The sequence below is a fragment of the Exiguobacterium sp. SL-9 genome, from assembly GCF_004336985.1.
Classification (GTDB): domain Bacteria; phylum Bacillota; class Bacilli; order Exiguobacteriales; family Exiguobacteriaceae; genus Exiguobacterium.
Window position 1 is genome coordinate 114,937 of sequence record NZ_SJUO01000004.1, and the last position, 22,727, is coordinate 137,663.

21 protein-coding genes are annotated in these 22,727 nt (G+C 50.9%); 10 read left to right on the plus strand and 11 right to left on the minus strand.

Translation table 11 applies throughout. The features are described from left to right. Positions 1–55 precede the first annotated feature (55 nt). Positions 56–1,048 (plus strand): 5'-3' exonuclease, encoded by a 993-nt coding sequence (locus EVJ34_RS11450; protein WP_021068063.1) that lies wholly within the window; start codon positions 56–58, stop codon positions 1,046–1,048. A gap of 14 nt (positions 1,049–1,062) precedes the next feature. Here the strand turns inward: EVJ34_RS11450 and EVJ34_RS11455 are convergent, their stop codons facing one another. Then, on the minus strand, positions 1,063–1,863 hold the full coding sequence (locus EVJ34_RS11455) for a VOC family protein (RefSeq protein ID WP_131485701.1): 801 nt from the start codon (positions 1,861–1,863) through the stop codon (positions 1,063–1,065). A 107-nt stretch (positions 1,864–1,970) separates the two neighbouring features. Between EVJ34_RS11455 and EVJ34_RS11460 the strand changes: the two genes are divergently transcribed. Further along, on the plus strand, positions 1,971–2,297 hold the full coding sequence (locus tag EVJ34_RS11460) for a winged helix-turn-helix transcriptional regulator (RefSeq protein ID WP_034780682.1): 327 nt from the start codon (positions 1,971–1,973) through the stop codon (positions 2,295–2,297). Positions 2,298–2,360: 63 nt separating this feature from the next. After that, a complete protein-coding gene (locus EVJ34_RS11465; RefSeq protein WP_131485702.1) occupies positions 2,361–3,368 on the plus strand; it encodes a S66 family peptidase in 1,008 nt (335 codons plus the stop codon). Between the two features lie 4 nt (positions 3,369–3,372). Here EVJ34_RS11465 and EVJ34_RS11470 read toward each other — a convergent pair whose 3' ends face one another. Further along, positions 3,373–4,563 carry a helix-turn-helix domain-containing protein gene (locus EVJ34_RS11470; RefSeq protein ID WP_131485703.1) on the minus strand — a complete coding sequence of 397 codons (1,191 nt, stop codon included), beginning with the start codon at positions 4,561–4,563 and terminating at the stop codon, positions 3,373–3,375. Between the two features lie 111 nt (positions 4,564–4,674). On the opposite strand from EVJ34_RS11470, the gene EVJ34_RS11475 reads away from it, so the two are divergent. Then, positions 4,675–5,940: an MFS transporter gene (locus EVJ34_RS11475; protein WP_131485704.1), complete on the plus strand. Its 1,266-nt coding sequence runs from the start codon at positions 4,675–4,677 to the stop codon at positions 5,938–5,940. Positions 5,941–5,962: 22 nt separating this feature from the next. Here EVJ34_RS11475 and EVJ34_RS11480 read toward each other — a convergent pair whose 3' ends face one another. The 4 genes from EVJ34_RS11480 to EVJ34_RS11495 form a co-directional block, all read right to left on the minus strand. Then, positions 5,963–6,259 (minus strand): DUF3817 domain-containing protein, encoded by a 297-nt coding sequence (locus EVJ34_RS11480; RefSeq protein WP_131434629.1) that lies wholly within the window; start codon positions 6,257–6,259, stop codon positions 5,963–5,965. Positions 6,260–6,341: 82 nt separating this feature from the next. Continuing rightward, positions 6,342–6,845 (minus strand): DoxX family membrane protein, encoded by a 504-nt coding sequence (locus tag EVJ34_RS11485; protein WP_131434627.1) that lies wholly within the window; start codon positions 6,843–6,845, stop codon positions 6,342–6,344. 191 nt (positions 6,846–7,036) lie between these two features. Further along, a complete protein-coding gene (locus EVJ34_RS11490) occupies positions 7,037–7,450 on the minus strand; it encodes a pyridoxamine 5'-phosphate oxidase family protein (protein ID WP_131434625.1) in 414 nt (137 codons plus the stop codon). 128 nt (positions 7,451–7,578) lie between these two features. Then, entirely contained in the window at positions 7,579–7,779 is a 201-nt protein-coding gene (locus tag EVJ34_RS11495; protein ID WP_016507985.1) for a cold-shock protein, read from the minus strand. 267 nt (positions 7,780–8,046) lie between these two features. Between EVJ34_RS11495 and EVJ34_RS11500 the strand changes: the two genes are divergently transcribed. Then, positions 8,047–9,645, plus strand: coding sequence for a glycoside hydrolase family 55 protein (locus EVJ34_RS11500; protein ID WP_131485705.1), 1,599 nt, complete (start codon positions 8,047–8,049; stop codon positions 9,643–9,645). On the opposite strand, the gene EVJ34_RS11505 is transcribed toward EVJ34_RS11500, so the two are convergent. Then, positions 9,609–10,115, minus strand: coding sequence for a flavodoxin domain-containing protein (locus tag EVJ34_RS11505; RefSeq protein ID WP_131485706.1), 507 nt, complete (start codon positions 10,113–10,115; stop codon positions 9,609–9,611). The two genes, EVJ34_RS11500 and EVJ34_RS11505, sit on opposite strands and share 37 nt — an antisense overlap. A gap of 102 nt (positions 10,116–10,217) precedes the next feature. Beyond that, positions 10,218–11,867 carry a glycoside hydrolase family 13 protein gene (locus tag EVJ34_RS11510; protein ID WP_131485707.1) on the minus strand — a complete coding sequence of 550 codons (1,650 nt, stop codon included), beginning with the start codon at positions 11,865–11,867 and terminating at the stop codon, positions 10,218–10,220. 114 nt (positions 11,868–11,981) lie between these two features. Between EVJ34_RS11510 and EVJ34_RS11515 the strand changes: the two genes are divergently transcribed. The 3 genes from EVJ34_RS11515 (at position 11,982) to EVJ34_RS11525 (ending at position 15,101) form a co-directional block, all read left to right on the plus strand. After that, on the plus strand, positions 11,982–12,761 hold the full coding sequence (locus EVJ34_RS11515) for a helix-turn-helix domain-containing protein (protein ID WP_131485708.1): 780 nt from the start codon (positions 11,982–11,984) through the stop codon (positions 12,759–12,761). Positions 12,762–12,843: 82 nt separating this feature from the next. After that, complete coding sequence (locus EVJ34_RS11520) at positions 12,844–14,184, plus strand: globin family protein (RefSeq protein WP_131434615.1); 1,341 nt, start codon at positions 12,844–12,846, stop codon at positions 14,182–14,184. Positions 14,185–14,204: 20 nt separating this feature from the next. Further along, positions 14,205–15,101 (plus strand): class F sortase, encoded by an 897-nt coding sequence (locus EVJ34_RS11525; protein ID WP_131485709.1) that lies wholly within the window; start codon positions 14,205–14,207, stop codon positions 15,099–15,101. A 97-nt stretch (positions 15,102–15,198) separates the two neighbouring features. Here EVJ34_RS11525 and EVJ34_RS11530 read toward each other — a convergent pair whose 3' ends face one another. The 3 genes from EVJ34_RS11530 to EVJ34_RS11540 form a co-directional block, all read right to left on the minus strand. Then, a complete protein-coding gene (locus EVJ34_RS11530; RefSeq protein ID WP_021068048.1) occupies positions 15,199–15,906 on the minus strand; it encodes an ABC transporter ATP-binding protein in 708 nt (235 codons plus the stop codon). Beyond that, a complete protein-coding gene (locus EVJ34_RS11535) occupies positions 15,906–17,543 on the minus strand; it encodes an ABC transporter permease (RefSeq protein ID WP_131485710.1) in 1,638 nt (545 codons plus the stop codon). Before EVJ34_RS11535 ends, EVJ34_RS11530 begins: the two co-directional genes overlap by 1 nt. Positions 17,544–17,677: 134 nt before the next feature. Then, complete coding sequence (locus EVJ34_RS11540) at positions 17,678–18,748, minus strand: Fe(3+) ABC transporter substrate-binding protein (RefSeq protein ID WP_131485711.1); 1,071 nt, start codon at positions 18,746–18,748, stop codon at positions 17,678–17,680. 228 nt (positions 18,749–18,976) lie between these two features. Here EVJ34_RS11540 and EVJ34_RS11545 point away from each other — a divergent pair, with 228 nt between their 5' ends. After that, the gene (locus EVJ34_RS11545) at positions 18,977–19,549 is read left to right on the plus strand and encodes a TetR/AcrR family transcriptional regulator (RefSeq protein WP_131485712.1); all 573 of its coding nucleotides are present in this window, start codon (positions 18,977–18,979) and stop codon (positions 19,547–19,549) included. A 24-nt stretch (positions 19,550–19,573) separates the two neighbouring features. Beyond that, entirely contained in the window at positions 19,574–22,717 is a 3,144-nt protein-coding gene (locus EVJ34_RS11550) for an efflux RND transporter permease subunit (protein WP_131485713.1), read from the plus strand. Positions 22,718–22,727 lie beyond the last annotated feature (10 nt).

Below are 22,727 nucleotides of genomic sequence, written 5' to 3' on the forward strand. Positions count from 1 at the left end.
ATCACCGAACAGTTCATAAATGTTCGGTCCAACAACTGCAGAAAGAAGGTTACGCATGGAACGTAAACTATTTTTAATTGACGGAAACTCCATGCTGGCCAGTGCCTACTATGGTGCCGCCGCGAGCCGAACGAAAAAAGGACGCGAGGTATCTAAAAACGATCGGAGTGCCGTCATCGGTATGACCGGCCTCATCCGGACGATTCTGCGCAGACATCGTCCAACTCATTTTGTCGTCGTGTGGGACGTCTCACGTGAAACATTATGGCGCCGCGAGCTTTACCCAGGCTATAAACGCCGTCGCCGCCAGACACCACCCGAGTTGAAAGCTCAAATGGAACTCATGCGCCAATTGCTTGAAGAAAGCGGAATCCCGCAATATCAAGTCGAAGGCTATGAAGGAGAAGATTTGATCGCTCATATCGCTCGGAAGTTTAGCTGTAGCGCCCCTGTCGTCATCATGACGAAGGACAAAGACTTGCTTCAGCTCGTGAGCCCACGCATCACCGTCTGGCTTCAAACGCAGGAGTTGCAACAAATGCAGGCTCGTTGCGACATCAAAGACAATCGTCCACTCCCGCTCAAGCGACATCTCGAGATTCGCCCTGAGGAGATTGCGGCATTGTACGAGGGATTGAAGCCAAAACAGCTCTCAGCAGTCAAAGCATTGACAGGAGACCGTTCAGACGGGATTCCACCTGTGGCCGGATTGGACGAAAGTCAATCGGTCCAGTTAATCAAGCGCTTCGGTTCGCTCGATAAGCTCTATACGGCGCTAAGCGTCAAAGGCGACAAACGACAATTGATCAATGAAACGATCGCGGCACTGACGTCAGAAGAAGTGCCCCGCAACTTGAGACGCACACGTAAAAAGGCCGAGCGCAACATGGAGCTCGTCCGTCTCGATGTCACGGTGCCAGAACTTGAACATTTGAAACTGGCTCATCTCGAGCTCAGCATCAATTCAAAACGTGTCGAACAAGCGTATCAAAAACGCGGCATTCGCCTCTCGTTTGATTCGAGTCAAAAGAAAATTTCAGCACGCTAAAAAAGCGCGGACAATTAGTCCACGCTTTTTATATTTACCTTGATGCCATCATCGTCGGTGAGCGACCATTCCGGTGTCGTCCCGCCAAGCGCGCGGTTCATCTCTGCATCGACCAAAAGCGTCCACGCCTCTAAGCCGGCCGCTTCTCTCATCGGCTCATTCGGACGGGCCCAGACGTTCGTTCCGATGTGGTGATGATACCCGTCGGCCGCGAAAAATAAGGCACCCGGATACGAATCGGTCGTCACCGCGAAACCGAGACGATTTTGATAGAATAATTTTGCCGCTTCTAGGGAACGTACTTTGAAGTGGACATGCCCCATCGTTGTCCCGGTCGGAAGACCGGTGAACGGACGGTCGGCTGCCGCCTCAAGCATCGATTCATACTCAACCGGATCCGTCGCCATCTTCACGTGACCGTTTGCTTCATATTCCCACTGTTCACGGGGACGGTCGGCGTAGAGTTCGATGCCGTTCCCTTCCGGATCGCTCAAATAAAACGCCTCGCTGACTAAATGATCGCCTTGGCCGACTTCGATTCGTTGCTCAATCAAATGACGAAGCATCCTTCCGAGTTCGACGCGGTCTGGCAGTAGAATGGCCATATGGAACAAACCGGCTGCTCGCGGACTCTGACGAACGCCTTTCACTTCATGTAAGACGACGAGCGGTGTATTCGGTGCACCTAGCGTGATACGGCCGAGTCCTACTTCAATGACGTCCATTCCAATGACACGTTCGTAGAATGTTTTCATCGTTGCTAAATCGTTGACGCGCAACGTGACGGCGCCGAGTTTAATGTTTGATAGTTTCATATTTCCTCACCTCTGTCTTCAGTATACTCGCTAAGTAAGATTGACAGAAGACGCCACAAAAAGGTGGTATAGTTACCTCAAGGATACTGCAGAGAGGAGTGAGACGGATGCCACTGATTTCAAGTTGTGAAGTCGATACCGCACTGGAGATGATTACGGGAAAATGGAAACCATCGATTTTACTCGCGCTCATCAACGAAGACACGTTACGGTTCAGCGAGTTGAAACGCTCGCTCCCGAACATCAGCCAAAAGATTTTAACGGCCCAGCTCCGCGATTTAGAAGAGCAGGACCTCATCATCCGGACCGTCTATCCCGAAGTGCCGCCTCGTGTGGACTATCGCTTGAGCGAGTACGGGAAGACGCTCATCCCGGTGCTCGAGACGATGAACGCTTGGGGCATTCAACACGCCGAACGTATGCGCAACAAGTAATTGTCCACATGTGGATAACCTATTTCCGCAACTTAAACCATCACTTATCCACAGGAGGTTCACATGATTCGTTATCCACAGTTAACCGGACATCACTTCGGTGTGACAGCCCCTTCATCTGGAGTTCCCGCTGAATTGCACAAGCTGCTCCACGAGGCCGAAGCCACATTCACCCGTCACGGGTTCACCCTTCAATTTGAACCCTCAGTCTGGACGCAGGACAAAGCAAAATCCGCACCGGCAGAAGTCCGGGCCGATGAGTTGACGCGCTTGTTCCATGACGAGGCCATCGATTTGATTATCCCACCATGGGGCGGCGTCTTATTGACCGAGCTATTAGACCGCATCGACTGGGCTAGCCTCCCGCCAAAGTGGATGCTCGGTTATTCGGACGTCAGCCTGTTTTTATTCGTCTACACGCTCAAGACCGGTATCGCTTCGGCACACGGGACGAACCTCATCGATTTGCGCGGCGAAGAGTGGGATGCGACGAGCTCGCGTTGGCTTGACGTCGTATCGGCGAAAGAAGGCGAGACGGTCATCCAACTTGCCTCGGAGCAGTTCCAAAAAGAGTGGCAGCATGAGAACCCGAGCCCGCACGTCTATCATTTGACCGAACCGACGGAGTGGAAATCACTCGGCGGGACAGAAGCTACCGGACGACTGCTCGGCGGCTGTATCGATGTCCTGATGCATACGATCGGCACACCGTACGGCGACGTCGCCACGTTCCAACAGACCCATTTGAACGGGGAACCGATTCTTTGGTATTTCGAGAACGCCGAGCTCGACGTCCCCGCACTCAAACGGACCCTGCTTCAAATGAAGTGGGCCGGTTGGTTCAATCATACGTCTGGCATTCTGTTCGGGCGCAGCGCGGCCCAACAACCCGTCCAAGGCTACACCGCAGAAGACGTGTATGCAGAACTGCAAGCATTACTCGACGTACCTGTCATTTACGATATCGACTGCGGGCACGTCCCACCGCAAATGACACTCATCAACGGTGCACACGCCTCGATTCAAGTCGAAGATGGGAAAGGGACACTCATTCAAACGTTCAAGGGCTGACACGTCAGCCCTTGATTTTTTTTAATAGCTCGGTCAAATGCGTCCGGTAGAATCCTACTGGGAGCTTTTCGACGGCTTCACGTATAAACGGGATTAACTTCTCCCCACATCCATAGCTCGCCCCAATCAGCACACCTTCGAAATACACGGCCTGGTCAATCAAACTATGTGCCTTCCAATCATCCATTCCTTCCCATAGACGGTCGAACGCCTTGTCCCCTGTTTCTTTGTCCCCTTTCATCGCATAGTAGACGCCTTTTGACATTTCAATCGCGGCGATGAATGGGTAATCTTCAGCTAGCAGTCGTTCCATTTCTTCGATGTGTCGCCCTAAGTGTTCTTCACGACGATAGTGGATGGTATAGAGAGCTTCTGACAATGCGAGTCTTACTTTTGCGACGTGATCGTTAGTGAACTGAATGTACTGTCTCGCTTTCACGAATGCTTCATCGATTCGTTGTTCGTCCTTCAAATACAGCGAACATAACGCGATAGTCCGATATACATCGTCCGCTCGATAATATGTTCTCGTCTGGTGCATATGAACGAGGGCAGCATCTAAATGACGAATTGCTCCTGACAAATCACCGTCATACGTCAGCTCTTTCATAACGAGTAGCATCGCATATTCAATCCGGGTTCTCGAAGACATGTTTCGCACATCTAACCATTCCATCCGATCGATTTGTGCGCTTGCTTCCTCGAACTCATTCCATAAAATGTGATAAAATGCTTTTCCAACAAGCGCCATCGCTAGCTCATCTCGTTCGCCAAGTCGCTCAAATAAGGTGATGGCACGCTCATAAAACGATAACAGTTCGGCTCGTTTGTCGCTATACCTCAATTGGTCTCCCATAATGATATAGGCACGACCTTGCCATACTGAGTTCATCTCGGGCTCTAGGTACGGAATGAGTGCTTCATGCGTGGCTTTCTCAGTCCACGGATCAAGCGTCAATTGCGCATATTCAATCTCCTCGACAATTTTCTGTAGTTCCGCCTCGCGCGGATCGACGAGCAATGACTGCACCGATACGTCCAGTCGTTTCGCAATCTCACGAAGACTGCGCATCGACGCCTCTGCCTTTCCGTTTTCAATCATACTGAGCATCGATTTTGTGATGATGCCTTCGGCCAGTTGACTTTGCGTCAACTTTTTGTCTTTTCGTAACGCTTTAATCCGTTGTCCAATCATAAGGGCACCTCCCAAAAGTTAAATTTAATTGAACTTATTGTTTACATTCTCGTCTGTTTCACTTACTATAAAGTTAAATCAGGTTGAACTTATTAGTAAAGGAGAATTGATATGACGACCACATCATCAAATTTGTATGTACTGTTGCTTGGAAAATTCATGTCGCTATTTGCATCAAGTCTCTTCACCTTCGTCGCCGGCTTGACCGTGCTGACAACATCCGGCTCGGGGCTCCAGTTCGCGCTCGTCCTACTCGCCGGTACAGTACCGCGCGTTTTATTATCACCGTTTGCTGGGGCATTCGCCGACAAACTGGATCGCAAACGTGTGATTATCACGATGGAATCACTTAACGCTGCCTTATTTTTCTTGGCCGGGGCCGCGAGTCTCGTTTGGACATTCGGCGTCCCTGCTTTCTTGATTATCACATGTCTGCTCTCTGTCGTCTCGACTTTCTTATCGGTCACGTTATCGAGTTCGATTCCGCTCTTGTTCAATCAGAACGAACTTCAACGCGCCAACTCATTGATTCAAACTGTCATTTCCGTTTCGAGCATCGGTACACCATTGTTAGCGGGTGCCTTGTTCAAACTGTTACCAATCTCGGCCTTCCTACTCAGTTCATCCCTCTTATTTGTTATCGCCGCTCTTGTCGCCTCTCGCCTCACGTTCCAAACACATGAACGCGTCTCTTCCGATCAATCGACATGGGACGACGTCCGCTCCGGCTTCCGCTATTTGAAACAACAACGCGTGTTATGGACATTGACCGTTCTTGCCGCCTTGCTCAACTTCTTCTTCATCGCCTCAGAAATCTTGTTTCCTATTGTTGCTTTACAGGAAATCGGAGTCAGTCCCCTCCAGTTCGGTTTTTTAGAGAGCATGTTCGCCGTCGGCTTTTTAGTCGCCTCGCTCGCCCATGCGTTACCGGTCTTTGCAATCAAGTATCGCCTTGCGACCGTTCGCACGTCGCTCATTGTCATGAGTTGTCTCTTTATTGTACCGGCCATGCCCATCTATTTTGACTTCTCGGTCACGCCGGCCATCGTCTTGTTCACAAGTTTCGCTTTATTGAGCGGCTTCTTCATTCTCCGCGTCAACATCCCGATGCAACTGTATTTACAGACAAACACGGAACCGAGTTATCTCGGTCGCGTCATGGGCGTCCTCGAAGCACTCGCTATGGGCATCACGCCACTCGGATTTATCTTATTCGGCGCATTGAGCGAATGGGTGTCCGTCGCATACCTCTATACCATTTGCATGGTCTGTCTGCTGTCGATCACGTTATTCGCGATGCATCGAATCCGTCATGATATCGTAGGCGAAAAAGCTGATGCGTTCGCCAATGCCGAAAGCGCGTCGGCACATCAGTGAACGAAAAAAGACATCGAACGTTTCAGTTCGATGTCTTCTCTGTTGATGGAAGGACTCGTTTCTCTAACAAGAACGGTCCGAGCGGAATGACCGACGCCGTGACGGCGAGGACTAACACTTTGAAGCCCCAGTTGAAACGCCATGCCATATAGACAGCAGCTATCACATAAGCAACAAACAAGAATCCATGGGCCGCACCGACGATACTGACAGCCAGCGGCATACCAGCCAAATACTTGAGTGGCATTGCAATCAATAATAAGAGCAGGAATGATGTCCCCTCTGTATAACCAAGCCATTTAAATTGAGTTGCGTTCATATCCGTTCTCCTTTTCAATCGATGCTATGTTTATCGTAGCCGATAACGGTGAGCCTTGTCACAGGAGAACGTTAGAAAATCGTTAGGCTATTTGACGATTTGGTGAACGATGCAACACTTTCGTCTCCACGAATTTGCGTAGGAACAAGCCATCGACACCAAGTTTACCAGCGTTATAACCCGCGACGAGAATTAAGACAGAGACGATTAACATCGTCGGGTTCGTGCTGACCGTACCTGAGAGCAAGAATGCCATGTTCATCACGAGCCCGAAGAAGGCTGCGCTGCGTGTAAGGGCACCGAGCAAGAGACCGAGACCGACTAAAAATTCACCGTATGGAATTAACACATCGAACAAAGCTGCGTTCGGAATTGCAAAGTTTTCAAGGAACGCTGCCCACCAACCAGCAACCGCTGGGTGGTCACCCGTGGCAAGAGTCAGCGCATTATTGAGGAAACCTTCCGAAGCGAATCCACCTGTGATTTTTCCCCAACCTGCTGTGAGCCATTCATATCCGAGCCAGAGACGAAGGACTGTCAAAATACCGGTAGCGATATTATGATTCTGCCAAAATTTTGTGAACATGATCATTCCTCCTTTGAATGAGTGAATAATGACTTATATGTGATTACATTCACAATATACCACTCATGTTCAACTTTTCACATAGGTTAGGATAAGAGTTCACGTTTCGTTAATATGTATGTCACAGGTCAGTCACTTTTTGGAAATCAGTCCATGATAAAAGACGCCCACGCGGGACGTCTTGGGTTGATTTAAAGGTTTACTTCTTGAGGAGATTGACCTTTTTTATTCATCACGCGCATCGACTGCGGTGTGATTTTTAAAATAACGAGTTTTGGATCGTCTGGACCGTCGAACCAGCCTTCAAGTTTATCGTTCCATACTTTTTCTTTCATCGACTCATCGTCCGATACACTCGTCTCCCCTAAAATCTCAAGGTACGTGTCTCCGACACCATCGCCGTCATAGCCGATTAGAATATGCGTATACGGATTGTTCTTCAGTTCGTCCACTTTATCCGTGTCTTTCGAAGTCGCGGTATAGAGCGTCAAATCATCATGGAAAAAAGTCATATAGCGACTGTGTGGCTTCCCTTTGTAAACCGTCGCCATTGTCCCAACGTTACTATGATCCAAAATCTGTTTTGCCGTTTGCATTGCATCCATTCTGAAAAACCTCCTTGTGGTAGTCACTCGTATATTCATTCCCCGGGGACGAGTGATTAAACACGTGGACAACAAAAAACCTGCTCGCCGAAGCGAGCAGGTTATAAAATTCCTTGAGATAAGGAAGATTAGATTTTTTCAACGTTAGAAGCTTGTGGTCCACGAGCTCCGTCAGTGATTTCGAAAGTTACTGCTTGGCCTTCTTCAAGTGTCTTGAAGCCGTCGCCTTGGATTGCTGAGAAGTGTACGAATACGTCGTCTCCGCCTTCCATTTCGATGAAGCCGTAACCTTTTTCTGAGTTAAACCATTTTACTTTACCTGTGTTCATAATGAACCCTCCTGAAATAAACGCTGTGCGTTCTAGTAGTGCCTTACTAGAAAAAACTGACCAATAAAAAATCACAAACCTCTAGGATTATCTTAAACGAAAAATAATCCAAAGCGTTTTGTGAATTATGTTTCCAGCTATTCTTAATTAAGCACATATAGAATATACCATGGATAAATGCTTCTGTCTACTAAATACTTCGGTTTGCTAAAAATACTTCTAAAACGGGTACATCCAATTGTAGTGAACGCTAGGAGGATGAACCATATGACCGCATACATTGATCGCTCGAACATTGCTGCCACAATCGCCCATCACTCGAATTGGACGATGGATGAGCTATTGACGGAATCTCTCGATTGGCATGAGTCGACTCGACGTACCACCTATCCCGAGCAAGCGAAAACTTATCTTTCCCATTTACCGATGACCGAACGCATCGTCCCGGTAACGAGTTCGTTGCCACTCGAGACGGTAGACGGAATCGTCCGCCCAGTGTGGATGCGCCGACTCGATGCCGAGCACTTGAACTTGAGACAACGGGCGCACCATCACGTCGATGTCACTGATTATGGAGCCGTCGGGGACGGACAGACGGATTGTACACTCGCTTTCCGGCTCGCCCTCAGATCGAACCGTCACGTCCACGTACCGGCCGGCGTATACATCGTCCGCGGCATCCGTATCCCGTCGAACTGTGTGCTCGAAGGTGCCGGCCAGCAAGAAACGATTATCAAACTTTCGGACCGAGCCCCGAAACATCGCCGGTTGCTTCGAAATATGACACCGTTCTCCGGAAACCATCATATCGAAGTCGCGCATGTGACGCTCGACTGGAACGTGGAGCGCCTCGGTCACGTCGCTCGCACGTCGAGTGGTGATACGGCTTCAAGTGCGTTGACGTTCGCGCACGTCAAATTCGGCTGGATTCACCACGTTACAGCGAAAAATGCGGGATTGCATGCGTTCGACATCACCTCTCCCCATTATCATTACTTGGGAGACGGGTTACGTGCCAAAAAAGGTAGCCTCTACGTGTGGCTCGACCACTGCGAGGCGACGAACTACGGGGACGATGGCATTACGACCCATCATAGCGACGCCATCTATATCACGAACTGCTACTGTCATCATCCTCACGGACGTACGCATGCCTATGGGTTCTCAAACTCGAACGGGATTGAAATCGATGATGGGTCACGCCACATCACGCTCGTCAACAATATGAGTGAAGGTTGTTTCGGGGGAGTCGAAGTGAAAGCCCACGGGACGTCTTCGGCCGCTCATGACGTCCACATATTCGGACATTTCTCGTATCATGACAATCGTTCATTCAACTTCCGCCATATCAGCCATCACTTGGCCGATGATCCGCAGTCGAAGACGGCACGCTTCATTTCGGGGACGAATCTCGTCTCGATGGAGCCGGTCCGCTCGAAGCTTTATAAGAAGTCTTCTGCGCGTAGCCAGGTCGTATCGGCGTATCAAGACGTGTTCATTCACGGGTTCACGGCGATTGGCAATCCTGAATACGACTATCGTGGAAATCCGGCGCTCGCCATTCAATACAAGTCCCGGAACGTCCGCCTGAAACGGATTGCGGCGAGCGGGTTTACTTCGGGCCGGGCCGATATCGAACTGTTCGGCGGAGATAACCGGACCGATCACGTCACAATTGAAGACGTCATTTGCCGTAACTCGGCCCCCATCGTGTTGAAAGTCGGCGGACAGCTGACGAACGTCATGATCCGCCGGATTGAAGGCGAACAAAAAAGTGGAGACGTACTCATCTCCACTAGTAGCCCGCTCGAGGCTCACGACTTATTCGCTTACGGGTTCTCCGAACGCATGCGTAATGATGCTTGAGCCGACTCGACGAGTTCGTCGAGCATCGCCTCGTCTAAATTGAGCGAGCTCACCGTCTGTTTCGCCATCATGCGGACGATCGCTTTGTCGAGAAAGCCCATCCGTTCGAAGTCATAGCCGTTGCCGACGACTTCAACGAAATAGGCGTGTGTCCGCAACACTTCTCGATAAGCGTCTTCGAGTTCACGTTGCCGTTCGCCCGCGGTCGGTGTACCGGCACAGAGATAGAGGCCGAGCGGTCGTTTGAGCAGTTGTACTTCGTTCATGTGGAGCCAAGCCTTCATCTCGTCTTGAATTTTCCCCATCCGGATCGAGCTGCCGACAATCACATGGTCAACCGTCCCCCACTCGACGTCCGGCTGTTCGACCACGTTTTGAATGTGGACGTCCCCCGGAAGCCGTTCGGCCAACAAATGGGCGACTTTCTCACTCGTACCGTAACGGGTCGAGTATGCAATTAACGTATTCATCGCATTTCCCCCTTTCGGTCAGTCTCTACTATCTCTATTCCCGAAAGCATTCACGTTTACTAGTGACCACAAAAAAACTCGCCACGGAGGCGAGTTTTTTGGTCACACTTTATACACTTGGGCTTCATACGGACGAAGCGTGAACGGTTCAATCGGTTCCATGTTGCCGATGACGCGTTCTGTCACGTCATACGGGAGCTCACGTGTCACCGTTTCTGCCGAGAAGTTACAGAGCACGAGCCACTTCTCCCCTTCGAACGTACGCGTGAAGGCGTATACCGCTTCATCGTCCGGGAGTAACAACTCATACTTCCCGTAAACGACGATTGGATTTTGTTTTCGAATCTGAATCAATTGGCGATAGTAATGGAAGAGCGAGTCCGGATCAAGTCGGGCCGCTTCCGCGTTCACCGTCACGTAGTTCGGGTTGACTCCGATCCACGGTGTCCCTGACGTGAATCCGCCTTGCGGCTCTGACGACCACTGGACCGGTGTCCGTGAGTTATCGCGCCCACGTGCGTGAATGCCGCGGAAAATCTCCTCATGCGTCAACAGCCCGTTCGTCGTGTAATCTCGATACGCGTTGAGCGTCTCGATGTCACGGTACTCATCAATCGAGTCGAACGCCACGTTCGTCATCCCGAACTCTTCACCTTGATAGATGTACGGCGTCCCTTTCAACATGTGCAGGAGCGTCGCCAGCATCTTTCCAGAGACGACACGATACTCGTCCGAGTCGTTCCCGAATCGTGAGATGGCCCGCGGTTGGTCATGGTTGCTCCAGTAGAGACTGTTCCACCCATCTTCTTCAAGACCTTCTTGCCAACGCGAGAAGATCGTCTTCAAGTCCGTCAACTTCCAGTCCGTCGGGTTCCATTTGCCGAAACTGCCGTTGCCGACGTCGACATGCTCGAAGTGGAACACCATGTTCAGCTCGTCACGGTCTTCTCCCGTATAAAGCTTCGCCTCGTCGACGCTGACGCCCGGCATCTCACCGACTGTGATCGTATCGTATTTCGACAGGACCTCACGATTCATCTCCTGCATAAACTCATGGATGCGCGGTCCGTTGAAGAAGAACGGTGTGCCGTCCCCGTAACCCGTCCCCCGCGTCGCGCCATCTGGATAACTCGGATCTTTCGAAATCATGTTGATGACGTCCATTCGGAAGCCGTCGACCCCTTTATCGAGCCAGTACGTCATCAAATCGTACACTTCACGCCGTAGCGTCTCCGACTCCCAGTTTAAATCCGGCTGCTTTTTGCTGAACAGATGCAAGTAGTATTCGTCACTTGCCTCATCGTATTGCCACGCACTCCCTCCAAAGAAAGCGCCCCAGTTCGTCGGCGGCTGACCGTTCTCGCCTTTTTTCCAAATATAATAGTCCCGGTACGGGCTGTCTTTTGAGGAGCGCGACTCCATGAACCATTGGTGTTCGTCCGACGAGTGGTTGACGACGAGGTCCATCATGATTTTGATGCCGTGACGATGCGCCTCTTCGAGCATCGCGTCGAAGTCGTCCATCGTCCCGAACTCATCCATGATGGCCCGGTAATCGCGGATGTCGTATCCGTTGTCGTCGTTCGGTGAATCGTACACCGGCGACAGCCAAATGACATCGATTCCGAGTTCCGCCAAATACGACATCTTTTCGGTGATCCCAGGGATGTCCCCAATCCCGTCGCCGTTCGAGTCATTAAAGCTACGCGGATAAATTTGATACACGACTGCTTCTTTCCACCATTGTTTCATGTTTCATCCTCCTCATACGTTCTGTCGATATCATCGTACCCGCTCCTCGCCCTTTTTTCTATCCATGATATGATGAGAATATGCACGATTTTGCTATTAAGAAAGGATGATTCGATGGAGGTCGGCTTTTGTGGCTATTCATATCACACAACAACCTACACATTTCCCTCACCTAATCGCTTAGACACATATTTGATTCGGTTGCAGACGGAAGGGACGGCGCGAATCGGCATCAATGGGAAGACATATGAGGCGCAGCCTGGCGATTTGTTACTCGTCAAACCCGGTGATGAGTACGAACTACATGTCGACAACCCGGCGAGTGGGGATTACCATCTCTTCTGCAACGGTTCGTCACTTGATGCGTGGTGGACCGGGGCCACCCGTTCACACATCACGTCCATTTCAATCGACCCTCGGTTGTTGTCGCTCTGGCAACACATCACCGAAGAGGCGCGACGCCCGACGACTGAACAAAGTCACGATTTGATTGAAACGTTGATCGAAGCCTTGCTTCTCATGATCGACCGGTCGCTCAGAGAAGTTCAAATGAACATGAGGCCCCCAGTCGTGTCACGTATGATGCGTTATATAGAAGGAAACGTCACGAATGACTTTAAAATCATAGACGTCGCCGATTCAGTCGGACTCAGCGTATCGCGGACCGTCCACTTGTTCAAAGAAGTGACCGGCATGACGATTGTCGCCTATGCCCAGTCGATCCGGCTCCAGCTCGCCGAAGAGCAGATGCGCTATACGCAACACTCCCTCGAACGGATCGCCGAGCTGTCCGGATTTCGCACCTATCCATATTTTCATCGCATCTTTAAACGAAAATATGGCGTCGCACCGGGGGTTTATCGCACACTCCAACAAAAAAACGAAAAAAAATAAAAAAAGAGTGATCCATTTTTTGAACCGCTCCGTTAGATGGGTGTAAACAACGACAACCACTCAAAAAAAGGAGCGATTACCCATGAAGAAGAAAACGATGAACAAGATTGTAGCACCAGCACTCGCACTCGGCTTACTCGTACCATTGAATGCACAGGCAGCGGATCACGCGCCGACAGCAAGCACACCAGCAGGTGACTTACGAGCCACGCTCGACCAACTCTTGTCTGAGCATTACGTCTTAGCCGTCACATCGATGATGAAAGCATACGACGGAGCGCCAGACGCGGAAGTCGCGATGAAAGCACTCGATCAAAACGCACTCGATATGACACCGGCCATCGCATCAATTTACGGAGACGAAGGCGCAGCTCAGTTCGAAGATATCTTCGCCGGCCATAACGACTACTCAGCTGACTTCGTCGAAGCAGCTAAATCAGAAGACAAAGAACTTCGCGCCGAAGCTGAAGCAGAAGTCGATGAATTTGTCGAAGAATTCTCGACATTCCTCGATGCCGCAACAGAAGGGAACTTACCAAAAGATGCAGCTGCTGACGTACTTGAGCTTCACGAAGATCAAGTTCTCTCGGTATTTGACAACTACGTCGCCGGTGACTACGAGTCGGCTTACATGACGTACCGTGAAGGATACAAGCTCATGTTCGACATCAGTAAAGCCCTCTCTGGAGCGGTCGTCACACAGATGCCTGACAAGTTTGAGACTGCTGCTGATACACCAGCCGTCGAACTTCGTTCAACATTGAACAGCCTTGCTGGTGAGCACTTCGCACTCGCTGCGATCGGCATGCAAAAAGGCTACGATAAAGCGGAAGACTTCGACTACGTGAGCTGGGCTGAAGATCAGAACACACTCGACTTCAAAGCAGCTATCGGTTCAGTCTACGGTGACGAAGGTGCGGCCCAATTCGAAAAAGTATGGAACGGGAACCACATCACAGCACAAGGTGACATCGTTGCTGCTACACTCGAAGGCGATGAAGCTAAAATTGAAGAAGCACGCATGAAGCTCGACCAGTTCGCTGTCGATTTCAGCACATTCCTTGATGCAGCGACAGAAGGTAACTTGCCACAAGAAGCTGGCCAAGAAGCGATCAAACAACATGAGGCACTCGTGCTTCAAACGTTCGATCAGTATGTAGCTGGTGACGCGGATGCTGCTTGGATGTCATTCCGTGAAGGATACGCGTTCATGTTCGGTGTTGGTGAGACACTCGGTAACGCAATCGTGACACAAATGCCTGACAAGTTCGCTGAAACAACAATGCCTGAAGAGATGCCTGAAACAGGTCTCGGTGGTGCACAAGAACAATCAATGAACACGCTCTACGCTGGCCTTGCTGTACTTGGCGGAATCTTACTCGCCTTCGTAACGCTTCGCAACCGTAAAGTGTCTGAACAATAATTCAATAAGGAGGGAGCCCCATGAACAAGCGCCATTTGTTTCTGGCGCTCTCTCTCTTTTGTTTTGGCTTCTGGACGTGGACGAGCGCCCAAGAATCGTCGTCACCACCTGTAGAAGAAAAACAAATAGAGGAGAGCCCAGATTTATCGGCTGAATTCTCACTTCTACAGGAAGAGGTGAAGAAGCTCCGATTAGCCGAGGAAGAGGAAAGTGCCAAGGCCGCGACACCCGTCCAACTTCAAATTCCAACCATCAACGTCGATACCGCAATTGAACAAGTCGGCGTACTTGATAATGGACAGATGGGCGTCCCGAAAGACGAGAACCAAGTCGGTTGGTTCGAACCGGGCGTCAAACCCGGCAGTAAAGGGAATGCCGTCATCGCAGGACACGTCGATAGTAAGACAGGACCCGCTGTCTTTTATGAACTCGATCAGCTGAAGAAAGGCGATGACGTAACGATCATCGACGAGAACGGCAACACGTTGACGTTTCGTGTCACAAAGACAGAGAGCTATGATACGAAAAACGCACCAATCGAAGATATCTTCGGGGCCACATCGAGTCGACATTTGAATTTGATCACGTGTTCCGGTACGTTCGGTGACGGCGGTTATGACGAGCGTTTCGTCGTCTATACCGAGCTTGTCGATACCGAAATCAATACGGAAGTCGAACTCGACGCACCGACGAGCGTCGAACTCCGCGGGAACTTGTTGACGTGGCACGCCGTCCGTGACGACGCCGTCATCGGCTATCGCGTCTATGAAGTCGTCGATGGTGAAGCGACGCATATCGAGAGTATCCCGTCGCACGCTCGGAAGAGTATCGAGGTCATGAACGAACAGGCCACTTATTACGTGACAGCCATCGATCAGCTCGGGAATGAGTCCAGTCCTTCCGCACAGACAAAATGATGACCGAAGCACCCACAGACCGCCATCCGTGGGTGCTTTTTACCAACTTGTAACTTCAAGCAAAAAAGCATCCCTCGACCGAGGAATGCTTTTTTATTTAGACGAAACAAGGAATCTGCGGGTTGAACGTCTTATTGTTCTCCGTCATGATCTGTTTTTTAATCTTGCCTTCGCCGAGATAGACGATACGGTCGGCGAGCGCCTCCGCGTCCTCTTCATCGTGGGTGACGAAGATTGTCGTCGTCCCCGTCTGTTTGAGGAGACGGCGCAAATCGTCCCGAATGCGATGTTGGAGCGACGTGTCCAAGTTGCTGAACGGCTCATCTAAGATGAGAAGCGACGGTTTCGGTGCCAACGCACGCGCGAGCGCGACACGCTGTTGCTGACCGCCACTGAGCTCATACGGATAGCGATGACGGAACTCGGATAAGTTCACGAGCGTCAACATTTCTTCAACGCGTTCGTTCCGCTCTTTCCGGCTCAATTTATGCAGACCGAAGCGAATGTTCTTCTCAACGGTCATATGCGGGAAGAGCGCATAATCTTGAAACACCATCCCGACACCACGCTGTTCAGGCGGCATGAACTGACAATCGTCGCAACAAACACAGTCGTTGACGACGACGACCCCTTGGTTCGGCATCTCGAGCCCTGCAATAAGGCGTAAAATCGTACTCTTTCCAGAGCCGCTGTCGCCGAGAAGCGATACGATTTCACCTTTTGTGATCGAAATCGAGAACCCTTTGATCGTCTCTGCTTGCGCACCTTTATAGCTGAAGTGTAAATCGTTGATTTGAACAAACATTAGTCGGCCTCCTTATCAAGCACCTTGTGGAAAACAAAAATCAACAGCCCGCTCATGAGCACGATGACGATCGAGGCGAGCGCTGCCTCATGAATCTTCTCGTCACTGACATATTTGAACGCTTGTGTAGCGAGCGTCGAAAAATTGAATGGCTGTAAAAACAGCGTCAGCGGCAATTCTTTCATAATATCGATAAAGACGAGGATGAACGCGCTCATGATCGCCCCTTTAATCATCGGGATATCGACCCGGAAGAACGTCTGCACCGTCCCCCATCCGAGCATGCGCGACGCTTCCGTGAACGACTTGCCGACTTTCTCAAATCCGCTCTCGATCGAGTTGTAGCCGATGGCGAGGAAACGGATGACGTAGGCAAAGATGAGCATGATGAGTGTCGTCCTGAACACGAACGTCTGGCCTAAATCCAAAGCGAGCGCCACGTTCAGCACCCACTCATCAAGCAGCAAGAACAACGTGATGACGGCGATGGCGATGGCCGCTCCCGGAATCGAATAGCCGAGCGTCGTTACTTTCGAGATGACGCGCGTCATGTTCGACGGGAACAGGCGCGTATAGTTGGCGATAATCAACGCGAACACGAGAATGATCACCGTCGCGATGAAAGCGACGCTCACCGTGTTCCAGACGAGGCGGAAAAACTCGGCCGTGAACACTTGTTCAAAGGTCAATACGGTCCATGCGACGAGTTGAACGAACGGAATGAGAAATGCAATCCCAAAGATTGTAGCCACATAACCGAATACAGCGTAACGATGCCAGCCGTTCAGTTGTCTCGGTTTGAGCGGTTTCACTTTCGTCGTCGCATAACTGAACTGCTTCCGCCCGCGGACGAGCCGTTCCATCGTCAAGATGGCGATGACGAGAATCATGAGCGTCCCGGCCAGTTTGAGCGCCGAGGACGTATCTTTCATTCCGAACCACGTACTGAAGATGGCGGTACTGAACGTCTGAATCCCGAAATATTTGACGACCCCATAATCGTTCAGCACTTCCATCAAGACGAGGCTGACCCCACCGATGATAGCGACGCGCGAAATTGGGATAACGACGGTAAAGAAGATGTCCCATGACCCGCGTCCGAGGATACGGGCGTTCTCGACCATCGAGGACGATTGGTTGTGCAGGAAGGCCCGCGTGATCGTGTAGATATACGGATACAAGAACAGCGTAAAGATGAACACGGTCCCTTGAATCGTCATGATGTTGAAATACGTCTGGTCGACCGTGATGCCGAATTCGTTGCGCAGCGTCGTCTGGATGACGCCTGTATAGTTCAAAATCCCATGATACGTGTAAGCCCCGATATAAGGCGGAATGGCGAGCGGTAAGATGAGCGCCCATTTGAAGAACCGACGGAACGGGAACTCGTACACCGTGACGAACCAGGCTAAACTCGTCCCGATGACCGTCGTCAACACTCCGGTCGCGAGCATGATGAACAGCGTATTGCGCACATAGGTCGGCAATAAGTACTCACGAATATGTTGCCAGTTCTCGTTGACCGGTGCGAACAGCTCGACCAAGACGACAATCCCTGGTAGGACGATAAACAACAGCGCGATAAAGCTCAGGATGGCCCATCCATTCAGTTGTCGTTTGATCGCATACCAGTTCATGTCGTACAACTCCCGTTCTTTCGTTCAGTCACTTCCTGTCCCATCATATCAGTTTCCTCGTCGCCGGTGTACCGTCAGCATGCCGGGAAACGCAAAAACCTTCGGCCTGAACATCTGTTCAAGCCGAAGTCGTCTTATTTCCAGCCCGCTTCGTTGAAGAGACGGATGGCTTCTTGCTGATTTTCACCGAGGACAGACAAGTTGATGTCCTGCTCTTTAAACTCACCCCATGATTGGAGAAGCTCGTTCGGTTCAACCGATTCATTGACCGGATACTCGTAGTTCACGCTTGCAAACTGTTCTTGTGCTGATGGATCAGACATGAACTCCATGAGCTTCTTCGCGTTCTCTGAGTTTTTCGATGCTTTCGTCATCGCAATCCCCGAGATGTTCACATGTGTCCCCGTTGTATCTTGGTTCGGGAAGAATACGCCGAGCTGTTCAGCCACTTTCTTCTCTTCCGCGTCTTCCGAGTTCAACATGAGTCCCATGTAGTATGTGTTCATGATGGCGACATCACCTTCGCCTGCGACGACTGCTTTCGCTTGATCACGGTCGTTCCCTTGTGGGTCGCGTGCGAAGTTATTGACCATACCTTTCGCCCACTCTTTCGCTTGGTCGACACCGTTCACTTCGATGAATGAAGCGAGGAGTGAGATGTTGTACATGTTCTCAGACGGACGAACGAGCACTTTCCCATTCCATTCTTCTTCTGTGAGCGCTTCGTACGTTGATAAGTCTTCAGGTTTCACGCGGTCTTTCGCATAGACGATGACACGTGCTCGTTTCGTGAGACCAAACCATTCGTTGTCCGTATCACGATATTTTTCAGGGACGTTCGATTCAAGCACGTCGCTATCGACCGCTTGGAGATGTCCCGCATCTTTCGCTTGATACAAGTTTCCTGCATCTGCAGTAATAAAGAGGTCAGCCTCTGTGCTCTCACCTTCCGTGTTCAAGCGCTCGAGAAGCTCATCGCTTTTCCCTTCAACAACGTTGACTTTCACACCTGTCTCTTCTTCAAACTGCTTGTAAAGCTCTTTATCGACGTCATAGTGACGGCTCGAGTACACGTTGACGACTTTCGACGCCTCTGCTGTCTCGTTATCATTTGAATTCGTTGTTTCTTCCGTGCTCGCACAAGCGGCCAAAAGTGATGTCGTGAGCGCCGCTGATAGACCGAGCGCCATATACTTTTTGTTCATTTGATCATCCCCCACTTATTCATCTCTACTATCGGTAATGATAATTACTCTCAGTTACTATCATCACTGATAATCATTCTCACGTCAACCTTTTTTTGAAATCGTTTACAGTAGTTATAAAATTATAACTTAACAGTTTTGTCGTCATCATGTCTTGACTTCAAAATGATAGAGCGACTATAGTGGAGGAGAACAAACCGTCTGGTCGGTACAGAAAGAAGGTGTGACATGACAAACCGATCACTACTCACCAAACAAAAACTGTTGGATGCAGCGACGGATATCATTATGGAGCAAGGTGTGCATCATCTGACATTAGATGAAGTCGCGAAGACAGCCGGTGTGTCAAAAGGTGGTCTTTTGTATCACTATCCGTCCAAAGAAGCGCTATTGACCGCAATCGTCGAACGACTTCAAACCGAGCAAAATGAGTTGTACGAATCGCTTCAAACTGAAGGGAATGGCCCTGTCGAAGCATTCGTTCGCCTGTTTGACGAGACGAAACTTCATCCGGAGCGCTCAGCGATTCACATCGACGCCGAGAAAATGATTGCCTTTTTGACATTGTTCGCTGTCGATCAAGAGTATGCCGAACGTTGGAAACACGACCTCGACACGTTCTTCGCTCAGTTTCAACAGACGAGCGACCCTGTCGAAACGATGATTATCCGCTATGCGCTCGAAGGGATGATGATGTCCGAACACTTCAACGTCGGCGTCGCCCCTCCCGCTTTAAAACAAGACATTATCGCTCGCTTGATCGAGCGAGCCCGGAACATCGATTCGGGTAAAACAGACTAAGCCATCAGAGGAGAAATGAACCCCATGCAAAAAATCACGTCCTTCTCCGTCAACAACAAGTTCGCCGTCTGGTTGATGACGATCATCTTGACTGCCGCCGGAATTTTCGCCGGCTTGACGATGAAACTAGAAACATTGCCTGACATCACGACACCGACCGTCTCGGTGACGACGATTTATCCAGGAGCCTCACCTGAACAAGTGCTCGACGAAGTGAGCACCGTGCTCGAAGAACGTTTGAAGAGCTTGAACGGAGTCGAACAAGTCCGTTCAAGCTCGTTCCAGAACGCCTCAAACATTCAAATTGATTACGACTTCAGCACCGACATGGAAGAAGCTGAACAACTCGTCAAAGATGCGCTCAGCAATGTCGAGTTGCCTGAAGCCGCCCAAGACCCACAAGTATCGCGTCTCAGCTTTGATGCGTTCCCAGTTGTAGGTGCGGCCGTCTCAGATGAGAGCCTTGATTTGGCCGAATTGACGAAATTGGTCGAAGAAGAATTACAACCGGCCCTTGAAGGAATCGAAGGTGCCCAGACCGTCCAAATCGCCGGACAAGAGATTCGTCGCGTCGAGTTGCAGTTCGACGCGGACGCCCTCGCCGAATACAACTTGACGGAAGATACGGTCAAACAGTTGATTCAAGCGAATGATGCTCGCATCGCGCTCGGTTTATATGAACTCGGTGATACGGAGCAAGCCGTCGTCATCGACGGGAAGTCAGAGACGCTCGGAGCGTTCCGCGACCTTCAAATCCCGTACTCACCAGCCCAAACGGAACAGCCTGTGCCAAGTGCGCCGACGGAACTTCCGACCGGCGAGACACCACAGGTACCGACTGAAGGACCAGGTGCCGTCCCACCTGCTAACATTCCGACAACCGTCCCGACCGTCGCCTTGAGCGAACTCGCGACGATTGAAGACCGTGGTATCGAGGAGTCCATTTCACGGTCGAACGGGGAACGTTCCATCGGGATTCAAGTGACGAAAACACAAGACGCGAACACCGTTGACGTCGTCAACGCCGTCAAAGAAGTGCTCGCTGATTTCGAAGCCGACTATGACACGGCTAAAGTGTCGGTCACGCTCGACCAAGGTCAACCGATTGAAGAATCGGTCGAAACGATGGTATCGAAAGCGTTACTCGGTGGTCTATTCGCGATCTTGATCATTCTCGTGTTCCTTCGTAACTTCCGCTCGACGATTATTGCGGTCATCTCCATCCCGCTCTCGCTTTTGATGGCATTGATCGTCTTGAAGCAGCTCGATATCACGCTCAATATCATGACGCTCGGCGCGATGACTGTCGCCATTGGGCGGGTCGTTGACGATTCCATCGTCGTCATCGAAAACATTTATCGTCGTCTTACCCGTCCGAACGAGACGTTACGCGGTAAAGAATTGATGGTTGCCGCGACGAAGGAAATGTTCGTCCCGATCGCGTCGTCGACAATCGTTACGATTGCCGTCTTCTTGCCACTCGGATTCGTCACGGGCTTCGTCGGGGAACTGTTCTTACCGTTCGCCTTGACCGTCGTCTTCGCCTTGCTCGCGTCATTACTTGTCGCAATCACAGTCGTACCGATGATGGCCGACTCGTTCTTTAAAAACCGCGACAAGTTGAAACCGGAAGAAGGACCAGGAAAACTAGCCGAATGGTATCGCGGCGTCCTCAACTGGTCGCTCAACCATAAACTCGTCGTCTTCGGACTAGCGACAGCGCTCTTAATCGGAAGCTTCGCCCTCGTCCCGGCCATCGGCGTCAACTTCTTGAACCAAGAGTCTGAGAAGACGCTTTACGTCACGTTCGACCCAGAGCCAGGCCAGACGCTCGATGATTCGATCGCGGCAGCAGAAATTGCTGAAACATATTTCATGGAAGAGCAAGCGAACGCGACCGACGTTCAATTCACGGTCGGTGGCGAGAACCCGCTTAACCCAGGTAATAACAAACAAGGAATTTTCATCGTCCAGTACGATCCGGACACAGAAGACTTTGCCGACGTCAAGTTGGCCGACATCGAACAATTGAACGAACTCGCCTCAGGTGGCGAATGGAAAGAACAAGACTTCGCCGGCGGTGCCGGAACGAGCGGTGTGACATACAACGTCTACGCCAACTCACTCGAGGACCTCGAAGCCATCGTTCCGACGTTCATTGAGACGATTGAAGAAGAGACGGATTACGTCCGCCAAGCGACGTCTGACCTTCGTGAATCATACGTCCAGTACACGTTCAACGTCGACCAGCAAGAAGCTGCTGAAGCAGGTGTGTCGGCCGCTCAGCTCGCCCAGACGATTGGGCAGTTCCAAGCACAGCAAAGTCCGCTCTCGACGGTGACGATTGATGACAAGCAACTCGACGTCATCATTCCAACCGAACAAGTCACGTACGACAGCATTGAAGATTTGCAGGAACAAGAAGTGACGACACCGTTCGGACCACGTCCAATCTCAGACTTCATCGAAGTCGAGGAAGGTACGACACCGGATACGCTCGTTCAACGTGACGGGAAGCTCCTCGCTCGCGTCAACGTCGAACTCAGCACCGACAAAGCGACGGAAGCTTCGGCTGCCATTGAAGAACGTGTGTCTGACATCGAGCTACCGACAGGTGTCACCTATGACGTCGGTGGTGTCACTGAACAGATTCAAGAATCGTTCACTCAGCTCGGTCTCGCGATGCTCGCGGCTATCGCCATCGTCTACTTGGTGCTCGTCATCACGTTCGGCGGTGCCGTCACACCGTTCGTCGTCCTATTCTCGCTCCCGTATGCGATTATCGGGGGACTCGTCGCCCTTCTCATCACAGGCGAAACGATCTCCGTATCCGCTTTGATCGGGGCACTCATGTTGATTGGGATCGTCGTCACGAACGCCATCGTCTTGATTGACCGTGTCATTCATAAAGAAGCGGCTGGTCTTTCGACACGTGATGCCTTACTTGAGGCAGCGGGTACGCGACTCCGTCCAATCCTTATGACGGCACTCGCGACGATTGGTGCCCTAGCACCGCTCGCGCTCGGCCTTGAAGGTGGTGCCTTGATCTCGAAAGGTCTCGGCGTGACCGTCATCGGTGGATTGACAAGTTCAACGCTCTTGACGCTCCTCATCGTCCCAATCGTGTATGAGTTCTTCGCACGGTTCCGTAAGAAAAAAGAAGCTTAATTCAAAAGAG

What these genes read in the sequence shown, in the direction of transcription:
- EVJ34_RS11515 (WP_131485708.1), top strand. Translation starts at nt 11,982, where the DNA reads ATGGAGGTCGGCTTTTGTGGCTATTCATATCACACAACAACCTACACA.
- EVJ34_RS11505 (WP_131485706.1), bottom strand. Translation starts at nt 10,115, where the DNA reads ATGAATACGTTAATTGCATACTCGACCCGTTACGGTACGAGTGAGAAA.
- EVJ34_RS11490 (WP_131434625.1), bottom strand. Translation starts at nt 7,450, where the DNA reads ATGGATGCAATGCAAACGGCAAAACAGATTTTGGATCATAGTAACGTT.
- EVJ34_RS11500 (WP_131485705.1), top strand. Translation starts at nt 8,047, where the DNA reads ATGACCGCATACATTGATCGCTCGAACATTGCTGCCACAATCGCCCAT.
- EVJ34_RS11455 (WP_131485701.1), bottom strand. Translation starts at nt 1,863, where the DNA reads ATGAAACTATCAAACATTAAACTCGGCGCCGTCACGTTGCGCGTCAAC.
- EVJ34_RS11450 (WP_021068063.1), top strand. Translation starts at nt 56, where the DNA reads ATGGAACGTAAACTATTTTTAATTGACGGAAACTCCATGCTGGCCAGT.
- EVJ34_RS11475 (WP_131485704.1), top strand. Translation starts at nt 4,675, where the DNA reads ATGACGACCACATCATCAAATTTGTATGTACTGTTGCTTGGAAAATTC.
- EVJ34_RS11470 (WP_131485703.1), bottom strand. Translation starts at nt 4,563, where the DNA reads ATGATTGGACAACGGATTAAAGCGTTACGAAAAGACAAAAAGTTGACG.
- EVJ34_RS11540 (WP_131485711.1), bottom strand. Translation starts at nt 18,748, where the DNA reads ATGAACAAAAAGTATATGGCGCTCGGTCTATCAGCGGCGCTCACGACA.
- EVJ34_RS11535 (WP_131485710.1), bottom strand. Translation starts at nt 17,543, where the DNA reads ATGAACTGGTATGCGATCAAACGACAACTGAATGGATGGGCCATCCTG.
- EVJ34_RS11465 (WP_131485702.1), top strand. Translation starts at nt 2,361, where the DNA reads ATGATTCGTTATCCACAGTTAACCGGACATCACTTCGGTGTGACAGCC.
- EVJ34_RS11530 (WP_021068048.1), bottom strand. Translation starts at nt 15,906, where the DNA reads ATGTTTGTTCAAATCAACGATTTACACTTCAGCTATAAAGGTGCGCAA.
- EVJ34_RS11460 (WP_034780682.1), top strand. Translation starts at nt 1,971, where the DNA reads ATGCCACTGATTTCAAGTTGTGAAGTCGATACCGCACTGGAGATGATT.
- EVJ34_RS11520 (WP_131434615.1), top strand. Translation starts at nt 12,844, where the DNA reads ATGAAGAAGAAAACGATGAACAAGATTGTAGCACCAGCACTCGCACTC.
- EVJ34_RS11480 (WP_131434629.1), bottom strand. Translation starts at nt 6,259, where the DNA reads ATGAACGCAACTCAATTTAAATGGCTTGGTTATACAGAGGGGACATCA.
- EVJ34_RS11545 (WP_131485712.1), top strand. Translation starts at nt 18,977, where the DNA reads ATGACAAACCGATCACTACTCACCAAACAAAAACTGTTGGATGCAGCG.
- EVJ34_RS11525 (WP_131485709.1), top strand. Translation starts at nt 14,205, where the DNA reads ATGAACAAGCGCCATTTGTTTCTGGCGCTCTCTCTCTTTTGTTTTGGC.
- EVJ34_RS11510 (WP_131485707.1), bottom strand. Translation starts at nt 11,867, where the DNA reads ATGAAACAATGGTGGAAAGAAGCAGTCGTGTATCAAATTTATCCGCGT.
- EVJ34_RS11495 (WP_016507985.1), bottom strand. Translation starts at nt 7,779, where the DNA reads ATGAACACAGGTAAAGTAAAATGGTTTAACTCAGAAAAAGGTTACGGC.
- EVJ34_RS11485 (WP_131434627.1), bottom strand. Translation starts at nt 6,845, where the DNA reads ATGTTCACAAAATTTTGGCAGAATCATAATATCGCTACCGGTATTTTG.
- EVJ34_RS11550 (WP_131485713.1), top strand. Translation starts at nt 19,574, where the DNA reads ATGCAAAAAATCACGTCCTTCTCCGTCAACAACAAGTTCGCCGTCTGG.